This window comes from Streptomyces varsoviensis (assembly GCF_000718635.1).
Classification (GTDB): domain Bacteria; phylum Actinomycetota; class Actinomycetes; order Streptomycetales; family Streptomycetaceae; genus Streptomyces; species Streptomyces varsoviensis.
Map to the genome: position 1 here is coordinate 1 of NZ_JOBF01000008.1, position 20072 is coordinate 20072.

Sequence of the window (20072 nt, forward strand, 5' to 3'; positions counted from 1 at the left end):
CCCCTCCCCTCTCGTCCCCGTCCAACGGTGAGTGGGTGGGCACCCCCGGCCCCTTCCCTCTCGTCGCCCTCGAACGGTGAGTGGGTGGGCCCCCTTGATCCTTGCTCGCCCCGGGTGGGTGGGGGGAGGGTGGGGGCGGGGGCGGCCCCGGCCTCTTCCCTCTCGTCCCCCTCGAACGGTGAGTGGGTGGGCCCCTCTTGCTCGCTGCCCGCCCCGGGTGGGCGGGGAGGGTGAAACGCCTCCTCTCGTCCCCGTCCAACGGCCGGTGGGTGGTGGGGCCCTCTGCTTCCCGCCCAACCTCGGGAGGGGCGGGGGTGGGGTGGCCCCGCCCCCTCTCGTCCCCACCGGACGGCGAGTAGGTGGGCCCCTTGCGCCCCGCTCGCCTCGGGTGGGTGGGGAGGGTGGGGGGTGGGGTCGCCCCCTCTCCCTCCTCGAACGGCCGCCGGTGGGCACCCCATGGAGCTTTGCTCCCGTTCACCCCCCCGGGCGGCGGCGGGGTGGGTGGGGCTTTGCTTGCGCTGTCGGGTGGGTGGGGGAGGCGGCGGGAACCTCGCCCCTGTGTTTGGGCGGGTGACCTCTCGCCCTCATCTGGGTGGGCAGGGGTGCTCCGCCCCGTGTCTTGGTGGGTGGGGACACCCCCGCGTGCTGCCCTATGACTCCGTGGGGCCCGGCCCACCCCTCCTCGGCTCTGGCTCGGGAGGCTGGGCCGCCCCTCACTCCCGCCCGGGGCCGGATGGGGAGCCGAGGGGCCCCACCGTTCACCGGCCGTTGGATGGGGACGAGCGGGAAGGGACCGGACTGCCAACCCTCCCGCTCCCACCCGGGTCCGGGCGAGGTGGAAGGGGCCCCCGCCGCCCGGACTGGGGCTCTCCCCGCCACCCGCCCCCGCCCGGGGATGAGCAGGGAGCACCCTCCGAGGTCGCCCACTGGCCGTTGGAGGGGGACGAGAGGGGGGTCTGGAATCTCCCACCCACCCACCTACCTCGCACCCACCGGGGATGAGCGGGAGCAAAGCTCCCGGGGGAGCCCACCGGCGGCCGTTCGCTGAGTACGAGAGGGGAGAGGCCGGGGCTGCCCCACCCACCCCCGCCCCGCCCGAGGTTGGGCGGGGAGCAAAGGGCCCTACCGCCTACTGGAGCAAGGGGTGTCCGCCCACCCATCGTTTGAGAGCGACGAGCGGGGAGCGGCCTGGGCCGTCCCGCCCACCCCGCCCCCGCCCGGGGGATGAACGGGAGCAAAGCTCCCGGGGCTGCCCACCGGCGGCCGTTCGAGGGGGGTGAGAGGGGGCGACCCCACCCCCACCCCTCCCGATCTTGGGCGGGAAGCAAAGGGCCCCACCACCCACCGGCCGTTGGACGGGGACGAGAGGGGGCAGGGCCACCCGCCCACCCGGGGCGAGCAGCGAGCAAGAGGGACCCACCCACTCACCGTTCGAGGGCGACGAGAGGGAAGGGGCCGGGGTGCCCACCCACCGTTAGACGGGGGCGAGAGGGGAGGGGCCGGGGCCCACCCACCCACCGTTAGACGGAGACGAGAGGGTAGAGGCCGGGGCCGCCCCCACCCCCACCCACCCCCGCCCACCCGGGGCGAGCAGCGAGCAAAAGGGGCCCACCCACTCACCGTTGGACGGGGACGAGAGGGGAGGGGTTGGGGCCGTAGGGGTGGGGTCCGGAACGCTGACGTGTATTTGTGGGCCGGAGTGCCGGGTGAGATGACGGTTCCGGGTTCGCGGCCCGTAAATATGCGGTGGAGGACCCCACCCCGTAGGCCCCGACCCCGCACCCACCCACACACGTCGCCACCCCACCCGTAGGGCCCGGCTCCCCACCCGCACGCGGACCCCCCACCCACCAGCGCAACGCAACGCACAGACAACGCGCAAGCCCAGCGCAGCGCCCCGTCACCCCTCAGCGATCACCACAGCGGAAGCGACCCCGGCATCGTGGCTGAGCGACACATGCCACCCCCGCACCCCCAACTCCGCAGCCCGAGCCGCCACCGTCCCCCGCACCGACAGCACCGGCCGCCCGCTCTCCTCCGTCACCACCTCGGCGTCGGTCCACAGCAGTCCGGCCGGCGCGCCCAGCGCCTTGGCCAGGGCCTCCTTCGCCGCGAACCGCGCCGCGAGGGAGGCGGGCCCCCGCCGCTCCCCGCTCGGCAGCAGCAGCTCGCGGTCGAGGAAGAGCCGCGCCGCGAGCCCCGGCGTGCGGCGCAGCGCGGCGTCGAAGCGGTCGATCTCCGCGACATCGATCCCGACCCCGATGATCATTCGACGGTCACCGACTTCGCGAGGTTGCGCGGCTGGTCGACCTCGTTGCCGCGCGCGGTGGCCAGCTCGCAGGCGAAGACCTGCAGCGGCACGGTGGCGACCAGCGGCTGGAGCAGCGTGGGGGTGGGAGGGATCTCGATGAGGTGGTCGGCGTAGGGGGCGACGGCGGCGTCGCCCCGTTCGGCGATGACGATCGTACGGGCGCCGCGCGCCCGGATCTCCTGGATGTTGGAGACGATCTTGTCGTGGAGGACGGAGCGCCCGCGGGGCGACGGCACCACGACGACGACGGGCAGGTCGTCCTCGATCAGCGCGATCGGCCCGTGCTTGAGCTCGCCGGCCGCGAACCCCTCGGCGTGCATGTACGCCAGTTCCTTGAGTTTGAGGGCGCCTTCGAGCGCCACGGGGTAGCCCACGTGCCGACCGAGGAAGAGCACGGTGTTCTTGCCGGCGGCGGCGACGGACCGGGCCAGTTCCCGTACGGGCTCCATGGTGCCGAGGACGTCGTCGACCTGGGTGGCGATAGCGGACAGCTCGCGGATGACGGAGCCGATCTCGTCGCCCCATTTGGTGCCGCGTACCTGCCCGAGGTAGAGCGCGACGAGGTAGCAGGCGACGAGCTGCGTCAGGAACGCCTTGGTGGAGGCGACGGCCACTTCGGGCCCGGCGTGCGTGTAGAGCACGGCGTCGGACTCGCGCGGGATCGTCGAGCCGTTGGTGTTGCAGATGGCGAGGACCTTGGCGCCCTGTTCGCGCGCGTGCCGCAGCGCCATCAGGGTGTCCATGGTCTCCCCGGACTGGGAGATGGCGATGACCAGGGTCCGCGGGTCCAGGATCGGGTCGCGGTAGCGGAACTCGCTGGCGAGTTCCACCTCGCACGGCATGCGCGTCCAGTGCTCGATGGCGTACTTGGCGATCATGCCGGCGTGGAAGGCGGTCCCGCAGGCGACGATCACGACCTTGTCGGCCTCGCGCAGTACGGACGCCGGCATGCGCACCTCGTCCAGGGTGAGCGAGCCGCCCGCGTCGATGCGCCCCAGCAGGGTGTCGGCGACGGCCTTCGGCTGCTCGGCGATCTCCTTGAGCATGAAGTAGTCGTAGCCGCCCTTCTCGGCGGCGGAGGCGTCCCAGTCCACGTGGTACGCCCGTACGTCCGCGGGCACGCCGTCGAAGTCGGTGACGGTGACGTGCTCGCGGCGCAACTCGACGACCTGGTCCTGGCCGAGTTCGACGGCCTCGCGGGTGTGCGCGATGAAGGCGGCGACGTCGGAGGCGAGGAAGGACTCGCCGGCGCCGATGCCCACGACGAGCGGGGAGTTGCGGCGCGCGCCGACGACCACGTCGGGCTCGTCGGCGTGCACGGCGACCAGGGTGAACGCGCCCTCCAGCCGCCGGCAGACGCGCCGCATGGACTCGGCGAGGTCGCCGCAGGAGGAGAACTCCTCGGCCAGCAGGTGGGCCACCACCTCGGTGTCCGTCTCGGAGGCGAGGGCGTGCCCGCGCTCCGCCAGCTCCGCGCGAAGGGCGGCGAAGTTCTCGATGATGCCGTTGTGCACGACGCCGACGCGCCCCGAATTGTCCAGGTGGGGGTGGGCGTTGGCGTCCGTCGGGGCGCCGTGCGTGGCCCAGCGGGTGTGGCCGATGCCGGTGGTGCCGGACGGCAGCGGGCGGGCGGCCAGCTCCTTTTCGAGGTTGGCGAGCTTGCCGGACTTCTTCGCCGCCGCGAGCTGGCCGTCCGCGAGGACGGTGACCCCGGCCGAGTCGTAGCCCCGGTATTCGAGCCGCTTCAGCCCGGAGATGACGACGTCGAGGGCGGGCTGCCCTCCCACATATCCCACGATTCCGCACATGCAGGCAGCGTACGGCCCGCGCGCCCCCGCGGCGGCCCCCCGGATCAGCGCCCGCGCGCCACCCGGTCGATCGCCTCCTGCACGAGGTCGAGGTATTCGACCTCCTCGCAGCGCGGCTTGGAGCCCAGTTCGTAGCGTTCGAGCGCGTCGGAGAGGTCCTCGCCCAGATCCTCGTCGGGCAGCTCCGCGCTCAGCTCCCCGCAGACGCGGCGCGCGAACTCGTCACGCCCTTCGGCCGAACGCCCCTCGGCGGACGGGGTCCCACGGCGCAGCACAAGATCCAGAACAGACACACGATCCCCAGCTCATACAGGTCAGGAGCCTGGAACGTAACGGTGCACCGGCAGGACGTACAGAGCACGTACACGACATGTACACAAGCGGACCGAATGTCTACCGAATGAATTTCCACGGCGCCCCCGAAAGCCCTACCGGCAAACACCCACCCGCTCACCCATCCGCTCACCCACCCCCGCCCGTACGCGCACACGCCCGCGCGCGCACACGCCCGCGCGCCCATACGCCCGTACGCCCACACGCACCCACCCGAAAGCCCCCCGCACCCCCCGCGCACAATGGGCCCGTGCCGCCCTCACAGAGTCACTCGCACTTCCGCCACCACCACGCCACCCCGTACGTGGACCTCACCCGCGCCCAGTGGAGCGCCCTGCGCGAGAACACCCCGCTGCCGCTGACCGCCGAGGAGGTCGAGCGGCTCCGCGGGCTCGGTGACGTCATCGACCTCGACGAGGTACGGGACGTCTATCTGCCGCTCTCCCGGCTGCTCAACCTCTACGTCGGGGCGACCAGCCAACTGCGCGGCACCCTCAACACCTTCCTCGGCGAGGCCGGCGACGGCCACGGCGCGCAGCCCGGCACGCCCTTCGTCATAGGGGTGGCGGGCAGCGTCGCGGTCGGCAAGTCCACCACCGCGCGGCTCCTGCGGGAGCTGCTGGCGCGCTGGCCCGAGCACCCCCGCGTGGAGCTGGTGACCACCGACGGCTTCCTGCTGCCCAACGCCGAGCTGCACCGGCGGGGCCTGATGTCGCGGAAGGGGTTCCCGGAGTCGTACGACCGGCGCGCCCTGACCCGCTTCGTGGCGGATGTGAAGGCGGGCATGGACGAGGTGACCGCGCCGGTCTACTCGCACCTGATCTACGACATCGTGCCGGGCGAGCGGCTGACCGTGCACCGCCCCGACATCCTCATCATCGAGGGCCTGAACGTCCTCCAGCCGGCGCTGCCCGGCAAGGACGGCCGCACCCGCGTCGGCCTCGCGGACTTCTTCGACTTCAGCGTGTACGTGGACGCGCGGCCCGAGGACATCGAGGAGTGGTACTACGCCCGCTTCCGCAAGCTGCGGGCCACCGCCTTCCAGGACCCCTCCTCGTACTTCCGCAGGTACACGCAGGTCAGCGAGGAGGAGGCGCTGGACTACGCGCGCCGGAACTGGCGGACCATCAACAAACCCAACCTGCTGGAGAATGTGGCCCCCACCCGGGGCCGCGCGAGCCTCGTCCTGCGCAAGGGCCCGGACCACAAGGTGCGGCGGCTGTCGCTGCGCAAGCTCTGACCCCGAACAGCCCAGGGAGCCCGGCAGTGCTGCACATCAGGATGATGATCCCGGCCCACCGCACCACCGAGGTGGTGCGGCTGGTGGAACGTACCGTCGGCACCGCGCACCTGGCCGTGCTGGCCGGCGCGGCCCGCGTCCCGGAGGGCGATGTCGTGCTGTGCGACGTGGCGCGCGAGGCGGCGGACGGGCTGCTCCAGGAGCTGCGCGCCATCGGCATCCCCGACTGCGGCTCGATCGCGGTCGAGGAGATCGAGCTGACGCTGTCCCGGCGGGCGGACCGGGCCGAGCGGGAGGCGCCGGGCGAGGCCGCGGACGCCGTGGTGTGGGAGCACCTGGAGGAGGCCACGCACGAGGAGTCCACCCTGTCGGTCACCTATCTGGTGTTCCTGACGGTGGCGACGATGATCGCGGCCTGCGGTGTGGTGCTCGACAACGCGATCCTCATCGTCGGCGCGATGGCGGTCGGCCCCGAGTTCGGGCCGCTGGCCGGCATCTGCACGGCGCTGGTGCAGCGGGCCCCGCGGCTCGCGTGGCGGTCGCTGATCGCGCTGGTCGTCGGGTTCGCGGCGGCGCTGCTACTGACGACGGGCTTCAGCCTCTTCATGGACGCGGTGGGCCTCTTCCACCAGCACCAGGTGGAGGGGGAGCGCCCGAACACCGCCTTCATCTGGCAGCCGGACCTGTTCTCGTTCGTGGTCGCGTTCCTGGCGGGGGTCGCCGGGGTGCTCTCGCTGACCTCCGCGAAGTCCGGGGCGCTGGTGGGCGTCGCGATCTCGGTGACGACCGTCCCGGCCGCCGCCAACGCCGCGGTGGCGCTCGGCTACGGCGACTTCTCCCAGATGCGGGGCTCGGTGCAGCAGCTCCTGCTGAACCTGGCGGGGATCATCCTGGCCGGCACGCTCACGCTCCTCGCCCAGAAGTTCTTCTGGGCGAAGCAGCGCGAGCGCGCCACAGCGGCCGACTGAGGCTCGTACGACCGCACCAAAGAGCCACCGCGGCAGACTGAGGCGCGTACGACCGCGGCAAAAGGCCGCCAGGGCGGCGAAAGGCCCTACCCCAGCGCCGACTTCACCACGTCCGCCAGCCGGCTCGCGACGGACCGCGCCTGCTCGATGTCCGCGGCCTCGACCATCACCCGCACCAGCGGCTCCGTGCCGGAGGGGCGCAGCAGCACCCGCCCCGTGGCGCCCAGCTCGCGCTCCGCCTCGCCGACCGCGCCGGCCAGCTCCGGCGAGGTGGCGACCCGCGACTTGTCGACGTCGCGCACGTTGATGAGCACCTGCGGCAGCCGCTCCATGACGCCCGCGAGGTCGGCGAGCGTACGGCCGGTGGCGGCGACCCGCGCGGCCAGCATCAGCCCGGTCAGCGTGCCGTCGCCGGTCGTGGCGTGGTCGAGGACGATGACGTGCCCGGACTGCTCGCCGCCGAGCGCGTAGCCGTGCCGCTTCATCTCCTCCAGGACGTACCGGTCGCCGACGGCCGTCTGGACGAGCTGGACGCCCTCGCGCTCCATGGCCAGCTTGAAGCCGAGGTTGGACATCACGGTGCCGACCACGGTGTTCTCGCGCAGCGTGCCCGCCTCGCGCATGGCGAGGGCGAGGACGGCGAGGATCTGGTCGCCGTCGACCTCCGCGCCCGAGCCGTCCACGGCCAGGCAGCGGTCCGCGTCGCCGTCGTGCGCGACGCCCAGGTCCGCGCCGTGCTCGACGACGGCCGCGCGCAGCTTGGCGAGGTGCGTGGAGCCGCACTCGTGGTTGATGTTGAGGCCGTCGGGGTCGGTGCCGATGGTGACGACCTCGGCGCCGGCCCGCGCGAACGCCTCCGGGGAGACCCGGGCGGCCGCGCCGTGCGCGCCGTCGATGACGACCTTGAGGCCGTCGAGGCGGTTGGGGAGCACGCCGATGAGGTGCGCGACGTAGTTGTCGAAGCCCTCGTCGTACGCGCGGACCCGGCCGACGCCGGCGCCGGTGGGCCGCTGCCAGGGCTCGCCGGAGGCGTGCGCGCGGTACGTGGACTCGATGCGGTCCTCCAGCTCGTCGGCGAGCTTGTGGCCGCCGCGGGCGAAGAACTTGATGCCGTTGTCGGGCATCGCGTTGTGGCTGGCGGAGAGCATGACGCCCAGGTCCGCGCCGAGCGAGCCGGTCAGGTAGGCGACGGCGGGCGTCGGGAGCACGCCGACCCGCAGCACGTCCACGCCCGCGCTCGCCAGCCCCGCCACCACGGCGGCCTCCAGGAACTCCCCGGACGCTCGCGGATCGCGCCCGACCACCGCCACCGGGCGATGGCCCTCGAACGTGCCCGCTTCGGCGAGTACGTGCGCCGCGGCGACCGACAGGCCGAGCGCGAGCTCCGCCGTCAGATCGGCGTTGGCGACACCGCGCACACCGTCCGTACCGAAGAGTCGTCCCACTGGTGTCCTCCGAGATTGCGTGGGGTGCGGGGGGCCGGCCCCCCGGGAAATGGGCGTGCGCGTGGCGCGCGTAGATGACGGGCCCGTGACCGGGCCCCGAAGAACAGGTATACGCCGCCGGGCGCCGATAGCCGAACGCCCCGGCGGCACGGAGAGTGCCGCCGGGGCGCAGGCGGGTGCAGCGTGAGCCGCGTGATCAGCGCTTGCTGTACTGCGGGGCCTTACGGGCCTTCTTCAGACCGGCCTTCTTGCGCTCGACCGCGCGGTCGTCGCGGCTCAGGAAGCCGGCCTTCTTCAGCGTGGCGCGGTTGTTGTCCACGTCCGCCTCGTTCAGCGCGCGGGCCACGCCCAGGCGCAGGGCGCCGGCCTGGCCGGAGACGCCGCCGCCGGAGATGCGGGCGATGACGTCGTAGCGGTTGTCGAGTTCGAGCACCTTGAAGGGCTCGTTGACTTCCTGCTGGTGCACCTTGTTGGGGAAGTAGCCCTCAAGGGTGCGGCCGTTGATCTTCCACTGGCCGCTGCCCGGCACGATGCGGACGCGGGCGATGGCGTTCTTGCGACGGCCCAGGCCGGCGGCGGGCTGCGGGTCGCCGAAGCGGGACGCGAGCGACTCGCTCGTGTACTCGGTCTCCTCGGACTCGAAGGTCGCGTTGCCCTCGAAGTCCTCGGTGATCTCCTCGACGGGCGTCTCGGGGGTGGTCTCAGCCACGATTCTCCTCAGATACTTTCTGCTGGTCGGCGGTGGCCGGGACTAGCCCTGCTGAACCTGGGTGATCTCGAACGGGACCGGCTGCTGGGCCGCGTGCGGGTGCTCGGAGCCCGCGTAGACCTTCAGCTTCGACAGCATCTGACGGCCGAGGGTGTTCTTGGGGATCATGCCCTTGATGGCCTTCTCGACGGCCTTCTCGGGGTTCTTCTCCAGCAGCTCGTCGTAGCGGACGGAGCGCAGACCACCCGGGAAACCGGAGTGGCGGTAGGCCATCTTCTGGGTCCGCTTGTTGCCGGACAGGTGCACCTTGTCGGCGTTGATGATGATGACGAAGTCACCAGTGTCAACGTGCGGCGCGTACACCGGCTTGTGCTTGCCCCTGAGGAGGGACGCGGCCTGGCTGGCCAGACGGCCCAGGACAACGTCCTGCGCGTCAATGATGTGCCACTGGCGCTGGACATCGCCGGGCTTGGGGCTGAACGTACGCACGGTCGTAGCCTTCGCTTCTTCAGTGATGGGGTCTCCCGAGTCCGCGAGGACCGGGGAGACGGGTCCTGTACTGGACCACCCGGACGATCACGACAGCCTATGCGGCGCCTCGGGGACGCAACCCGAGAGCCGACCGCTGGTCATCGGCCCGGTGGACCGGCGTAAGGGCCCCTCGCGTGAGAACGACCAAGCCAATACGCATAACGAACTAGCAGAATACCGGGCGGCCCCCACGCGGGTCAAAACCACACTTCCGGGCGTCCGACACCCCAGCGTACGGCCTCGGGGCCGGTCGGAGACAGCCCTGGAGCGGACTCACGGAAGTCCGGCGCGATACCGCGCCCCCATAAGGGGCGCGGGGAACTGCGCGACCGGCCACGACGGGCCCGCGGACGACGTACCGCCCCCGGCGGACCGTCAGCGCCGGCGCGCGACCCTGGACTCGTCCCAGACCGGCTCCGGAGCCTCCCGTACCAGCCCGTCCGCGCCGAAGACCAGGTAGCGGTCGAAGGAGCGGGCGAACCAGCGGTCGTGGGTGACCGCCAGCACCGTGCCCTCGTACGCCTCCAGCCCCTCCTGCAGCGCCTCGGCGCTCTCCAGGTCCAGGTTGTCCGTGGGCTCGTCCAGCAGCAGGGCCGTCGTGCCGGACAGCTCCAGGAGCAGGATCTGGAAGCGGGCCTGCTGACCGCCGGAGAGCCGGTCGAACCGCTGCTCGGCCTGTTTCTCCAGCTCGTAGCGGCGCAGCGCGGACATCGCCCGCCCCTTGTCCCTGGCGTGCTCGGTCCACAGGATGTCCAGCAGCGTGCGCCCCTCCAGCTCGGGGTGGGCGTGCGTCTGCGCGAAGTGCCCGGCGACGACGCGCGCGCCGAGCTTCCACTCCCCGGTGTGGGCGACGTCGTCCCCGGCGAGCAGCCGCAGGAAGTGCGACTTCCCGGAGCCGTTCGACCCCAGCACCGCGACCCGCTCCCCGTAGAAGACCTCCAGGTCGAACGGTTTCATCAGGCCGGTCAGCTCCAGCCGCCGGCAGGTCACGGCCCGTACGCCCGTACGGCCGCCCTTGAGCCGCATCGTGATGTCCTGCTCGCGCGGCGGCTCCGGCGGCGGACCGGCCTCCTCGAACTTGCGCAGCCGGGTCTGCGCGGCCTGGTAGCGCGAGGCCATGCCGTCGTTGTAGGCGGCCTTCTGCTTGAGGGCGAACACCAGCTCCTTGAGCTGGGCGTGCTTCTCGTCCCAGCGCCGCCGCAGCTCCTCGAAGCGCGCGAACCGCTCCTTGCGGGCCTCGTGGTACGAGCCGAAGCCGCCGCCGTGCACCCACACGTCGCTGCCCGCCGGGCCCGGCTCGACGCTGATGATCTTCTCGGCGGAGCGGGCCAGCAGCTCCCGGTCGTGGGAGACGAAGAGCACGGTCTTCTTCGTCTCGCGCAGCCGCTCCTCCAGCCACCGCTTGCCGGGCACGTCGAGGTAGTTGTCGGGCTCGTCGAGCAGCAGCACCTCGTCCGTGCCGCGCAGCAGGGACTCCAGCACCAGCCGCTTCTGCTCGCCGCCGCTGAGCGTGCGCACCTGCCGCCACTGCGCCTTCTCGTACGGGACGCCCAGCGCGGCCATGGTGCACATGTCCCACACCGTCTCGGCCTCGTAGCCGCGCGCCTCGGCCCAGTCGGCGAGCGCCTGCGCGTACCCCATCTGGGCGGCCTCGTCGTCGCTGGTCATGATCGCGTACTCGGCGCGGTCGACGGCCCCCGCGGCCTCGCGGACGCGCGGCTGGGCGACGGAGACCAGCAGGTCGCGTACGGTCCGCTCGTCCCGTACGGAGCCGACGAACTGGGGCATCACGCCGAGCCCGCCGCTGACGGTCACGGTGCCGCCGTGCGGCTGGAGCTCCCCGGCGATCAGCCGCAGCAGCGTCGTCTTGCCCGCGCCGTTGGCCCCGACCAGCGCGACCGCGGCGCCCTCGCCGACCCGGAACGAGACATCACCGAGCAGCACCCGCCCGTCCGGGAGGTAGTACTCCAGATGCCCGGCTTCCACGTGTCCCATGGTCCCGAATTCTCGCCGCTCCCCCGGGGCGCGACCAACCGCTTTTCCGCGCCGGGTCCGCGGCCGGCCCGGCGCGCGTCCTTCCCGCCCGTACGGTGCGCGGTCCGGCCCTCTCCCCTGGGGTGCGCGCTCCCATAGGATGCGCGCCATGAGCTTTGGGCAGGGAGGGCCGTACGAGGCCCCGGGGGGATCTCAGCCGCCGCGGCAGCCGGGCCGGCCGCCCGGCGAGCCGCCGTACCAGGCGCAGCCGCCGTACCAGGGCCAGCAGCCATACCAAGCGCAACAGCCGTACCAAGGCCAGCCCCCGCACCAAGGCCAGCCGCCCTACCCGGGGCAGCCGAACCAGCCCGGCGGCCTCCCGGGCCAAGCCCAGAACCAAGGCCAGGACCAGGGCCGGACCCCGGACTGGGCGGCGCTGGCCGACGACACGGCGGCGCGCGGCCGGCGGCGCAAGTGGTTCCTGCTGGGCGGCGGCGTCCTCGCGACGGCCGCCATCGCGGCGATCGTGGCGACGGCGGTCGCCACCTCCCACCGGGACAAGCCCGCGAACGGCCTGCCCGCCCCGCAGGACCTGCCGAGCGCGTCCGGCTCGCCCGAGCCGACGTTCTCCGATGTCGCGCCGCCGCCCCCGCCGGACCCGCGCGACTTCATCGCCAGCGCCAAGAAGGACACCGCGCCGCTCTCCGCGGACACCCTGTTCCCCGGCACGAAGATCGCGCGCGGCAGCAGTACGTACGCGAAGGCCGCCACGGACTCCACCAAGAACTGCGCCGCCGCGACCCAGGGCGCGCTGGGGTCCGTCCTCACGAACAACGGCTGCCGCGAGGTCATCCGCGTCACGTACGTGAAGGGCGGGGTGGCGGTCACCGCGGGCGTCGCGGTGTTCGACACCAAGGCGGCGGCGGACAAGGCCAAGGAGCAGGCGCGGGGCAATGTGGCCTCGCTCGCGGGCGGCGAGGCGCCGACGTTCTGCCGGGGCAAGGCGTGCCGGCTGACCACCAACTCGGCGGGCCGCTACGCCTACTTCACGGTCTCCGGATACACCAACGGCACGTCCGTGACGACCTCGGACACCGAGGCGCTGGAGGCGGGTCGGGATGTGGCCTCGTACGTCTTCAAGCGGATCATGGCCCGCGGCGAGGTGCAGGCGTCGGCGGCGGCAGCGGCGGGCGGCCGCTGACGCACACCGCCCGCCGCGAAAGCGCCCGCAAAGGCCCGGGAAAGCGCCCTAGCTGTCCTGCGAGTCCCCGGCCTCCCCGGCGTCGCCGTGTTCGACATCGCCGCTGCTGGGGGCGGTGGCGCGGCCCTTCTCCGCCTTCTGGACCTTCTCGACCTGGGCCTTCAACAGATCCTGCGGCATCTCGACGCGCTGCGGGTCGGTCAGGCTGGTCACGAAGAACATCGACAGGGTGGAGCCCGTGCGCACCACGGCGACCAGGCTCGGGGCCTTCTCGGAGGTGTTGACCAGCCGGTACGCGGCCGACTCGTCGCCCAGCTTGGGCGCCGCGAGCCGCTGTACGGCGCTGAACTTCTGCTCCTCCCCCTCCCCCGTCTTCATGCCGAAGCCGTCCTCGCAGCTCTCCGCGGACTTGCGCAGGTCGGCGAGGGTGCCCTTCGCGCCGCCGTCCTTGTACGCGGCGACCCGGACCATGCCCATCAGCCCCTCGTAGGCCTTGCCGTCCCCGGTGCGGGCGAAGGTGTTGACCACCGACCGCACCGGTTTCGGCTTCGGGGAGGAGCCCAGCAGCGCCGCCACCGGCTGGCACTCGGACCGGTCCGACTCGGCGCTCCCGGCGCCGGCGGCGCTCTTCGCCGAGGCCCGCTCGATCTGGTAGCCGTCCACTTCGCGCGCCCCGAGGGACGCCTGAGCCAGGCGCTGCTCGCTCAGCGGCTCGGGCTCGTCGCCGCCGGAACCTCCGCTGCATCCGGCCGCCAGCAGCGCCGCCGCGGCGGCGCCCGCCGCGGCGGCCATCGGCCTGTATGCCTTCAACGCCATTGCCCCCTCGTCATCCGGTACGCGGACATCCTGTCGCGAACCCCGTGGGAAAGGGAACGGCAAAAGGGAACGAACCTTCGGCTTTTCCCCTCTGACTTTTAACGACCATGCTCCCGTCCCTTACGCGGGGGCGTCAAAGGGCCGCCGCGGCGGGTTGCCGAGGCACATCGCTTCGGATATAAGGGCAATTCACACCAACCGCCACGACTCTGCTTGACAAGTCCTTTACTCATACAACTAGAGTTCGCTTAACTCGAAGGAGCGAGCGCCCCACCGCACGCCGCCACGAGCGGTAGTTCCGATTCCGGTCAGGGAGGGGCCCGCACGTCGTCCATCGGGCGGCCAGCGTCCGTACGCCATGAAGATCGCTTTCCTCATCCACAACGCCTACGGCATCGGCGGCACCATCCGCGCCACCTTCAACCTCGCCGGCGCCCTCGTCGCCCGGCACGAGGTCGAGGTCGTCTCGGTCTACCGCGGCGTGAACACCCCCCACCTGCCCGTCAGCCCCAAGGTCCGGATCACCCCGCTGATCGACCTCCGCAAGGACGTACCCGGCTGCGACGCCGACGACGAGCTCCAGCACCAGCCCAGCGCCCGGCTGCCCGAGCCCGAGGGATCGCTGCGGGTCTTCACCCGCCTCGCCGACCTGCGCGTCGCGCAGTACCTCGCCGCCACCGACGCCGACGTCGTGATCGCCACCCGCCCCGGCCTGCTGGTCTACCTGGCCGAGGCCGACGCCGACCGCCCCTTCCTGCGGATCGGCCAGGAGCACATGACGTACTCCTCGCACGTCCCGGCGGTCCGCGCGGCCCACGACGCGGTGATCCCCAAGATGGACGCCTTCCTGACCGTCACCGAGCAGGACGCGGCGACCCACCGCGAGCACCTGCCGGAGTCGAAGCTGGGCACCACCGTCCTGCGCTGTCTGCCGAACGTCGTGCCCCCGCCGAAGACCGAGCCCTCCGACGGCGACTCCAAGGTGATCGTCGCGGCCGGCCGGCTCGACGCGGCGAAACGCTTCGACCTGCTCGTACGGGCCTTCTCCCAGCTCGCCGACGAGTACCCCGACTGGTCCCTGCGCATCTACGGCCGCGGCCCCGACCGGGCCCGGCTGCGCGAGCTCATCGACGAGCTGGGGCTGAGCGACCGCGCGTATCTGATGGGCCCCCGCTCCCCCATCGAGACGGAGTGGGCGAAGGCCGCCATCGCCGTCTCGGCCTCCGATGCCGAATCGTTCGGCCTGACCATCGTCGAGGCCATGCACTGCGGCGTCCCGGTCATCTCCACCGACTGTCCGATCGGCCCGCGGGAGATCATCGAGGACGGCGCCGACGGCGTGCTGATCCCGGTAGGCGACGAGGCCGCCCTGATCGCCGCCGTCCGCAAACTCATCGACTCCCCGACGCTGCGCCGCACGCTGGGCGCCGCCGCCCGCGCCTCGGTCCAGCGGTACGCGCCGCAGCACATCGCCGTACGGTTCGAGGAGCTGGTACGGGAGCTGCGCCCCGCGCTGGTCCCGGAACCCCCCGCGGCGCCGGCGCCGCCCGCGCCCGCCTCCGCGCACCTGGGCCTGCGCCGCGCCGCGGCCCGCCTGGTGCGCCCCTTGCGCCGCAAGCCCGAGCCCCCGGCCGCGCCCGAGGCCCCCAAGACCCCCCTCCGCCCCCTGCGCCCCAAGGCGTCCGCCCGCGTGACCCCGGACGGCGGGCTGTCCGTACGCATCCCGCGCGGCGGGGCGACCGGCGAGCGCCTCGCCCTCGTCGGCCGGCTGCGCGGCACCGACGGCAAGGCCGAGGGCGAGCGCGTGAGCGTCCCGCTGGCGGCGCCCGCCTCCGGCAAGGGCCCGCTGACCGCGACCCTCGACCGGGCGACGACGCGGCTCGACGAGGGCCGCTGGGACTTCCACGTGGAGCGCGCCGACGACGGCAAGCGGGCACGGGTCGCCGCGAGCCTCGTCGAGCAGGCGCGGCTGCTCACCCTCCCCCTCGTCACCGACGCGGACGGCGACGTCACCGCCTGGGTGCCGTACACCACCGCGGCCGGCTCGCTGACCCTGCGCACCTGGCGCCGCTCGCACCACGCCGAGCTGAACCGCATCACCACCGGCCCGGACTCCGTCACCCTCGCCGGCACCCTGCACGGCCGCACCGGCCCGCTGCCCGAGGACGGCACGGCGGCGCTCGTCGCTCTCTCGCCGGAGGACGACGCGTACGACGTCGCCGTGGCCGTCACCGTTCTGGATGAACGGCGCTTCCTCTGCACGCTCCCCTACGAGCGGCTCCTCACCCGGCGCGGCACCTCGCACGACACCTGGGAGCTGCGGCTGCGGCTGCCCGGCGCGGGCCCCGGCGGCGCCGTGCGGCTCGCCCTCGGCCGGCTGGCGGGCGACAACGTGGACCGCAAGCGCACCGATGTCGCCCCCGCCCGCGAAATGCGCCATCCGCTCCGCGGCACGGTGGCGGTCAAGCCCGTCTTCGACCCCTCCAACGACCTCACGATGGAGGTCAAAGACGTGACCCATGACACATATTGAGCCGCACAGGCAACCGAAGAGTCCATGACAGGTCTTTACCCTGGGGATCGGCATACGTGTAATCGCAGCACTCCGGTCATCATGGGACGATACGGATATCCAGCCCAGGGGGAGGGAAAGCGCCCGCGAAAAGACCGCGCCGCGCATCCACCGCTATGAAGATCTCTTTCCTCATCCAGAACGCCTACGGCATCGGCGGCACCATCCGCTCGACGTTCAACGTCGCCGCGGCCCTGGCGGCCCGCCATGACGTGGAGATCGTCTCCGTCTACCGCACCCAGGCCGCGCCCCGGCTGACCCTGCACCCCAAGGTCCGCCTGGTCTCCCTGCTGGACAAGCGGCCCGACGTGAGCGGCAACATCGCCGAGGACCCGCTGCTCGACCAGCCCACCGCGCTGATCCCGCCGGTCGAGGCGAAGGGCGCCCAGTTCAACGCCCTCACCGACCGCACCCTCGCCGACCACCTGGCCCGCACCGACGCCGACGTCGTCGTCGCCACCCGCCCCGGCCTGGTCATCTACCTCGCCGAGTACGGCCAGAGCCGCTACCTGCGCATCGGCCAGGAACACCGGATCTACGGCACCCACGAGGCCAACATCCGCGCCGCCCAGGACGCCGCCATCCCCCGCCTGGACGCGCACACCACCGTCTCCGAGGCCGACGCCGCCACCCACCGCGCCCAGTTCCCCGGCGTCAAGACCAAGCTCATCGCCCTGCCCAACGGCGTGCCCGCCTCCGACATCGAGCCCTCCGACGGCAGCGCCAAGCTCGTCGTCGCCGCCGGCCGGCTGATCCCGGTGAAGCAGTACCACGTCCTCGTCGACGCCTGGGCCAAGGTCGCCGCCCAGCGCCCCGACTGGAAACTGCGCATCTACGGCCGCGGCCCCGAGCACGCCGCCCTGCGCACCCGCATCGACAACCTGGGCATGAACGAGCACATCACCCTCATGGGCGCCCAGTCCCCCATCGAGACCGAATGGGCCAAGGGCTCCATCGCCGCCGTCACCTCGCGCGAAGAGTCCTTCGGCATGACCATCGTCGAGGCCATGCACTGCGGCGTCCCGGTCGTCGCCACCGACTGCCCGCACGGCCCCGGCGAGATCATCGACGACGGCAAGGACGGCCTCCTCGTCCCCGTCGGCGACCCCGAGGGCATCGCCAAGGGCCTCCTCAAGCTGATCGAGGACGACGACCTGCGCCGCTCCATGGGCCGCGCCGCCGCCGTCTCCGCCCAGCGGTACGCGCCCGAGCACATCGCCGCCCGCTACGAGCGGCTCATAGAAGAACTCCGCGGCGACGAACAGCCCAAGCCCGCGCCGGTCCCGATCTCCCTCATGCTCCGCCGCACCGCCGGCAAGCTCGTACGCCCCTTCCGCCGCAGCTCCACCAGCAACGCGGTCCCCGTGAAGAGCGCCATCAAGGACATAGTCCGCAAGCCGCTCCGCCCCACCGCCTCCACCCGCGTCGACGCCGCCGGCAACATCGTCGTCCTCCTCGCCCGCAAGGGCCTGACCGGCGAAAAGCTCACCCTGACGCTCACCCGCCGCGGCGAGGACGACAAGGTCTCCATCCCACTGACCGCCCCGGCCGACGCCACCGCCCCGTACACCGCCGTCCTCACCCCCCACGAGCTGTCCCTGGCCGAGGGCCGCTGGGACCTCCACGTGGTACGCGCCGACGACAACGCCCGCCGCCGCGTGGCCTCCACCTTCGCCGAGGGCCGCGGCCTCCTCGGCCGGGAACCCCACCCCGGCACCCCCTTCACCTGGGCCATCCCCTACCCCACGGTCGACGGCAACCTCTCCCTGCGCGCCTGGCGCCGCACCGCCCACGCCGAAGCCCGCACCCTGCGCACCGAGCCGGCCTCCTTCACCGTCGAGGGCACCCTCCACGGCACCACCTTCGCCCCCGACGCCAAGCCCCACGTCACCGCCGCCCCGCGCGGCGAGACCACGGCCCAACCCTTCACCATCGAGGCCACGGCCACCGGCGAGAACCAGTTCTCCTTCACGGTCCCCTACGACCAGGTCCACAAGGCCCGCGCCGAAGCCGACAACCCCGTCTGGGACCTCTCCCTCCGCCTGGCCCCCGGCACCCCCCTCGTCCGCATCGGCCGCATCATCGGCGACATCGTCGACCGCAACAAGACCGACATCTACCCCACGACGGCAGGCGTCCGCCCGTACTTCACGATGGCCAGCAACTTGGCCATAAACACCCCACCCAAGAAGTGACGATCCACCAAGCGCACTAATCCCCCCAGTACGAACGCAAGGCCCCGAGCCGACAGAAAGAGGCACCCACCGGGTCCAGCCGTTAAGCGAACGGGAACGACCGGGCAAGCCCCACCCACCGGAGCCGACCGTCAAGCGAACGGAAGCGACCGAGCAGCCCCCACCCACCGGGCCAGCGGCCGAGCGAACGGCAGGGGCCGAGCAGCCCCCACCCGCCCCCCACCCACCCACCGGGGTCCGAGGCCGAACAAACGGGAGGGGCCGGGCTCGCAGGGGCGGGGGGCCGGGACGCTGACGTGTATTTGTGGGCCGAAGTTCCGGGCCCCTTCACAGGTCAGGGTGAGCGGCCCGTAAATATACGGTCCCGGACCCCCGCCCCGGAGAGCCCGGCCCCGCACCACCCACTCAGCAGCAGCCGGCCCCCGGCAAGGTCCGCTTGTTACGGGCGGCAAGATTACGAGCGGCAAGCTCCCCGTCCGCCGGATACCCGACCTCCTCCAGCGTCAGCCCATGCGGCCGCACCACATGCACCGCAGAGTCCCGCACCCCGGCCGCCAGCACCTTCCCCGGCCACTCAACCCCCCGATGCCCGTCCCCGACGAACAACAGAGCCCCCACCAGCGACCGCACCATGTTGTGACAAAAAGCATCAGCGCGGACACTAGCGGTAATAACCCCATCCACCCCCCGCTCCCACCGAAACCGCTGAAGCGTACGAATAGTGGTGGCCCCCTCCCGCCGCTTGCAGTAGGCCGCGAAGTCATGCTCGCCAAGCAACGCGACGGACGCCTCATTCATGGCCTCGACATCGAGCGGCCAGTCATGCCACAGCACATGCCCCCGCAGCAGCGGATCAACGCCCCCCACATGATCGGTGACCCGATACGCGTACCGCCGCCAAATGGCGGAGAACCGAGCGTTGAACGCGGCCGGCGCCTCCCCCACCCGCCACACCCGCACATCATGCGGCAGCCGCCCCGCAAGCCGCCGCAACAGCTTCTCCGAATGCTCGGCCCAGACCTCCGCCGGCAGATCCACGTGCGCGACCTGCCCCCGCGCGTGCACCCCGGAGTCCGTACGCCCCGCGACCGTCAGCTCCGCAGGCTCGGAGAGCCGCAGCACGGTCCGCAGAGCACTCTCCAACTCCCCCTGCACGGTGCGCTGTTCACGCTGCCGAGCCCACCCTGAGAAGTCCTTCCCGTCATAGGAAAGATCAAGCCGAACCCGCACAAAACCGTCAGAGACCTCGTCACTCACCAAAAATCCCTCTCCACCGACTCCACCGACCCGAAAAAGCGAAACGGACCCGCACCCCCCTTTTCCAAGAGAGTGCGGGCCCGTTCCGTACCACGCAAAACGAGCGAACGTCAGGCGTCCTTGGACTCCTCAACCGGAGCCTCAGCAGCCTTCTCGCCCTCGGCAGCCTCAGCAGCCTTGGCGCCTTCGGCGCCCGCGGCGTCCTTGGCGGACCGCTTAGTGGCGGCCTCGGCCTCCCCCACAGCACTCTGCTGCACGGTCAGCGCCTCGACGAGCTCGATGACGGCCATCGGTGCATTGTCGCCACGACGGTTGCCGATCTTGGTGATGCGCGTGTACCCGCCGGGGCGGTTCTCGTAGCGCGGCGCGATCTCCGTGAAGAGCGTGTGGACGACGCTCTTGTCGGTGATCGTCTGAAGAACCTGGCGACGGTTGTGGATGTCGCCCTTCTTCGCCTTGGTCACCAGACGCTCGGCGACCGGACGGAGCCGGCGCGCCTTGGCCTCGGTGGTGGTGATGCGGCCGTGCTCGAACAGCGACTTCGCGAGGTTCGCGAGCAGGTGACGCTCGTGCGCGGCGCTGCCGCCCAGACGGGCACCCTTGGCGGGCTTCGGCATGGTCTTTCTCCTTCATTTCTGCACCGGCCGTATCAGGTACCGGTGTCAGTGTCCGTACGAGCGTTTGCCCGCCGGAAGCGTGCGTTCGCCGAACG

At 72.0% G+C, this 20072-nt stretch carries 15 protein-coding genes; 5 read left to right on the forward strand and 10 right to left on the reverse strand.

Going from position 1 to position 20072, the window contains the following annotated elements; translation table 11 throughout:
- Positions 1-1900: 1900 nt before the first annotated feature.
- From IF55_RS13545 to IF55_RS13555, 3 genes are read right to left on the reverse strand one after another with little or no spacing between them, the layout of a single operon-like run.
- The gene (locus IF55_RS13545; protein ID WP_030890646.1) at positions 1901-2269 is read right to left on the reverse strand and encodes a holo-ACP synthase; all 369 of its coding nucleotides are present in this window, start codon (positions 2267-2269) and stop codon (positions 1901-1903) included.
- Positions 2266-4119, reverse strand: coding sequence for a glutamine--fructose-6-phosphate transaminase (isomerizing) (glmS, locus tag IF55_RS13550; RefSeq protein WP_030890649.1), 1854 nt, complete (start codon positions 4117-4119; stop codon positions 2266-2268). Before glmS ends, IF55_RS13545 begins: the two co-directional genes overlap by 4 nt.
- Before the next feature lie 44 nt (positions 4120-4163).
- Entirely contained in the window at positions 4164-4403 is a 240-nt protein-coding gene (locus IF55_RS13555) for a hypothetical protein (RefSeq protein ID WP_245661196.1), read from the reverse strand.
- 299 nt (positions 4404-4702) lie between these two features.
- Between IF55_RS13555 and coaA the strand changes: the two genes are divergently transcribed.
- Positions 4703-5692: a type I pantothenate kinase gene (gene coaA / locus IF55_RS13560; protein WP_030890656.1), complete on the forward strand. Its 990-nt coding sequence runs from the start codon at positions 4703-4705 to the stop codon at positions 5690-5692.
- Positions 5693-5718: 26 nt separating this feature from the next.
- Positions 5719-6660 (forward strand): DUF389 domain-containing protein, encoded by a 942-nt coding sequence (locus tag IF55_RS13565; protein ID WP_030890659.1) that lies wholly within the window; start codon positions 5719-5721, stop codon positions 6658-6660.
- Positions 6661-6746: 86 nt separating this feature from the next.
- On the opposite strand, the gene glmM is transcribed toward IF55_RS13565, so the two are convergent.
- The 4 genes from glmM to IF55_RS13585 form a co-directional block, all read right to left on the reverse strand.
- The gene (gene glmM / locus IF55_RS13570; RefSeq protein ID WP_030890662.1) at positions 6747-8105 is read right to left on the reverse strand and encodes a phosphoglucosamine mutase; all 1359 of its coding nucleotides are present in this window, start codon (positions 8103-8105) and stop codon (positions 6747-6749) included.
- Between the two features lie 196 nt (positions 8106-8301).
- Positions 8302-8814, reverse strand: a complete 513-nt coding sequence (gene rpsI, locus IF55_RS13575) for a 30S ribosomal protein S9 (RefSeq protein ID WP_030890665.1) — start codon at positions 8812-8814, stop codon at positions 8302-8304.
- 42 nt (positions 8815-8856) lie between these two features.
- Complete coding sequence (rplM, locus tag IF55_RS13580) at positions 8857-9303, reverse strand: 50S ribosomal protein L13 (RefSeq protein ID WP_030890669.1); 447 nt, start codon at positions 9301-9303, stop codon at positions 8857-8859.
- A 417-nt stretch (positions 9304-9720) separates the two neighbouring features.
- Positions 9721-11340, reverse strand: a complete 1620-nt coding sequence (locus tag IF55_RS13585) for an ABC-F family ATP-binding cassette domain-containing protein (protein ID WP_030890672.1) — start codon at positions 11338-11340, stop codon at positions 9721-9723.
- Positions 11341-11488: 148 nt separating this feature from the next.
- On the opposite strand from IF55_RS13585, the gene IF55_RS13590 reads away from it, so the two are divergent.
- On the forward strand, positions 11489-12520 hold the full coding sequence (locus IF55_RS13590) for a hypothetical protein (protein WP_245661190.1): 1032 nt from the start codon (positions 11489-11491) through the stop codon (positions 12518-12520).
- Between the two features lie 48 nt (positions 12521-12568).
- On the opposite strand, the gene IF55_RS13595 is transcribed toward IF55_RS13590, so the two are convergent.
- On the reverse strand, positions 12569-13336 hold the full coding sequence (locus IF55_RS13595) for a hypothetical protein (RefSeq protein WP_157854565.1): 768 nt from the start codon (positions 13334-13336) through the stop codon (positions 12569-12571).
- Positions 13337-13694: 358 nt separating this feature from the next.
- Between IF55_RS13595 and IF55_RS13600 the strand changes: the two genes are divergently transcribed.
- Positions 13695-15869 (forward strand): glycosyltransferase family 4 protein, encoded by a 2175-nt coding sequence (locus IF55_RS13600; protein WP_030890679.1) that lies wholly within the window; start codon positions 13695-13697, stop codon positions 15867-15869.
- 155 nt (positions 15870-16024) lie between these two features.
- A complete protein-coding gene (locus IF55_RS41185) occupies positions 16025-18103 on the forward strand; it encodes a glycosyltransferase (protein ID WP_030890682.1) in 2079 nt (692 codons plus the stop codon).
- A gap of 405 nt (positions 18104-18508) precedes the next feature.
- Here the strand turns inward: IF55_RS41185 and truA are convergent, their stop codons facing one another.
- Together truA and rplQ are read right to left on the reverse strand one after the other, a co-directional pair.
- Entirely contained in the window at positions 18509-19360 is an 852-nt protein-coding gene (gene truA, locus IF55_RS13610; protein WP_030890684.1) for a tRNA pseudouridine(38-40) synthase TruA, read from the reverse strand.
- A gap of 110 nt (positions 19361-19470) precedes the next feature.
- The gene (gene rplQ / locus IF55_RS13615) at positions 19471-19977 is read right to left on the reverse strand and encodes a 50S ribosomal protein L17 (RefSeq protein WP_030890687.1); all 507 of its coding nucleotides are present in this window, start codon (positions 19975-19977) and stop codon (positions 19471-19473) included.
- Positions 19978-20072 lie beyond the last annotated feature (95 nt).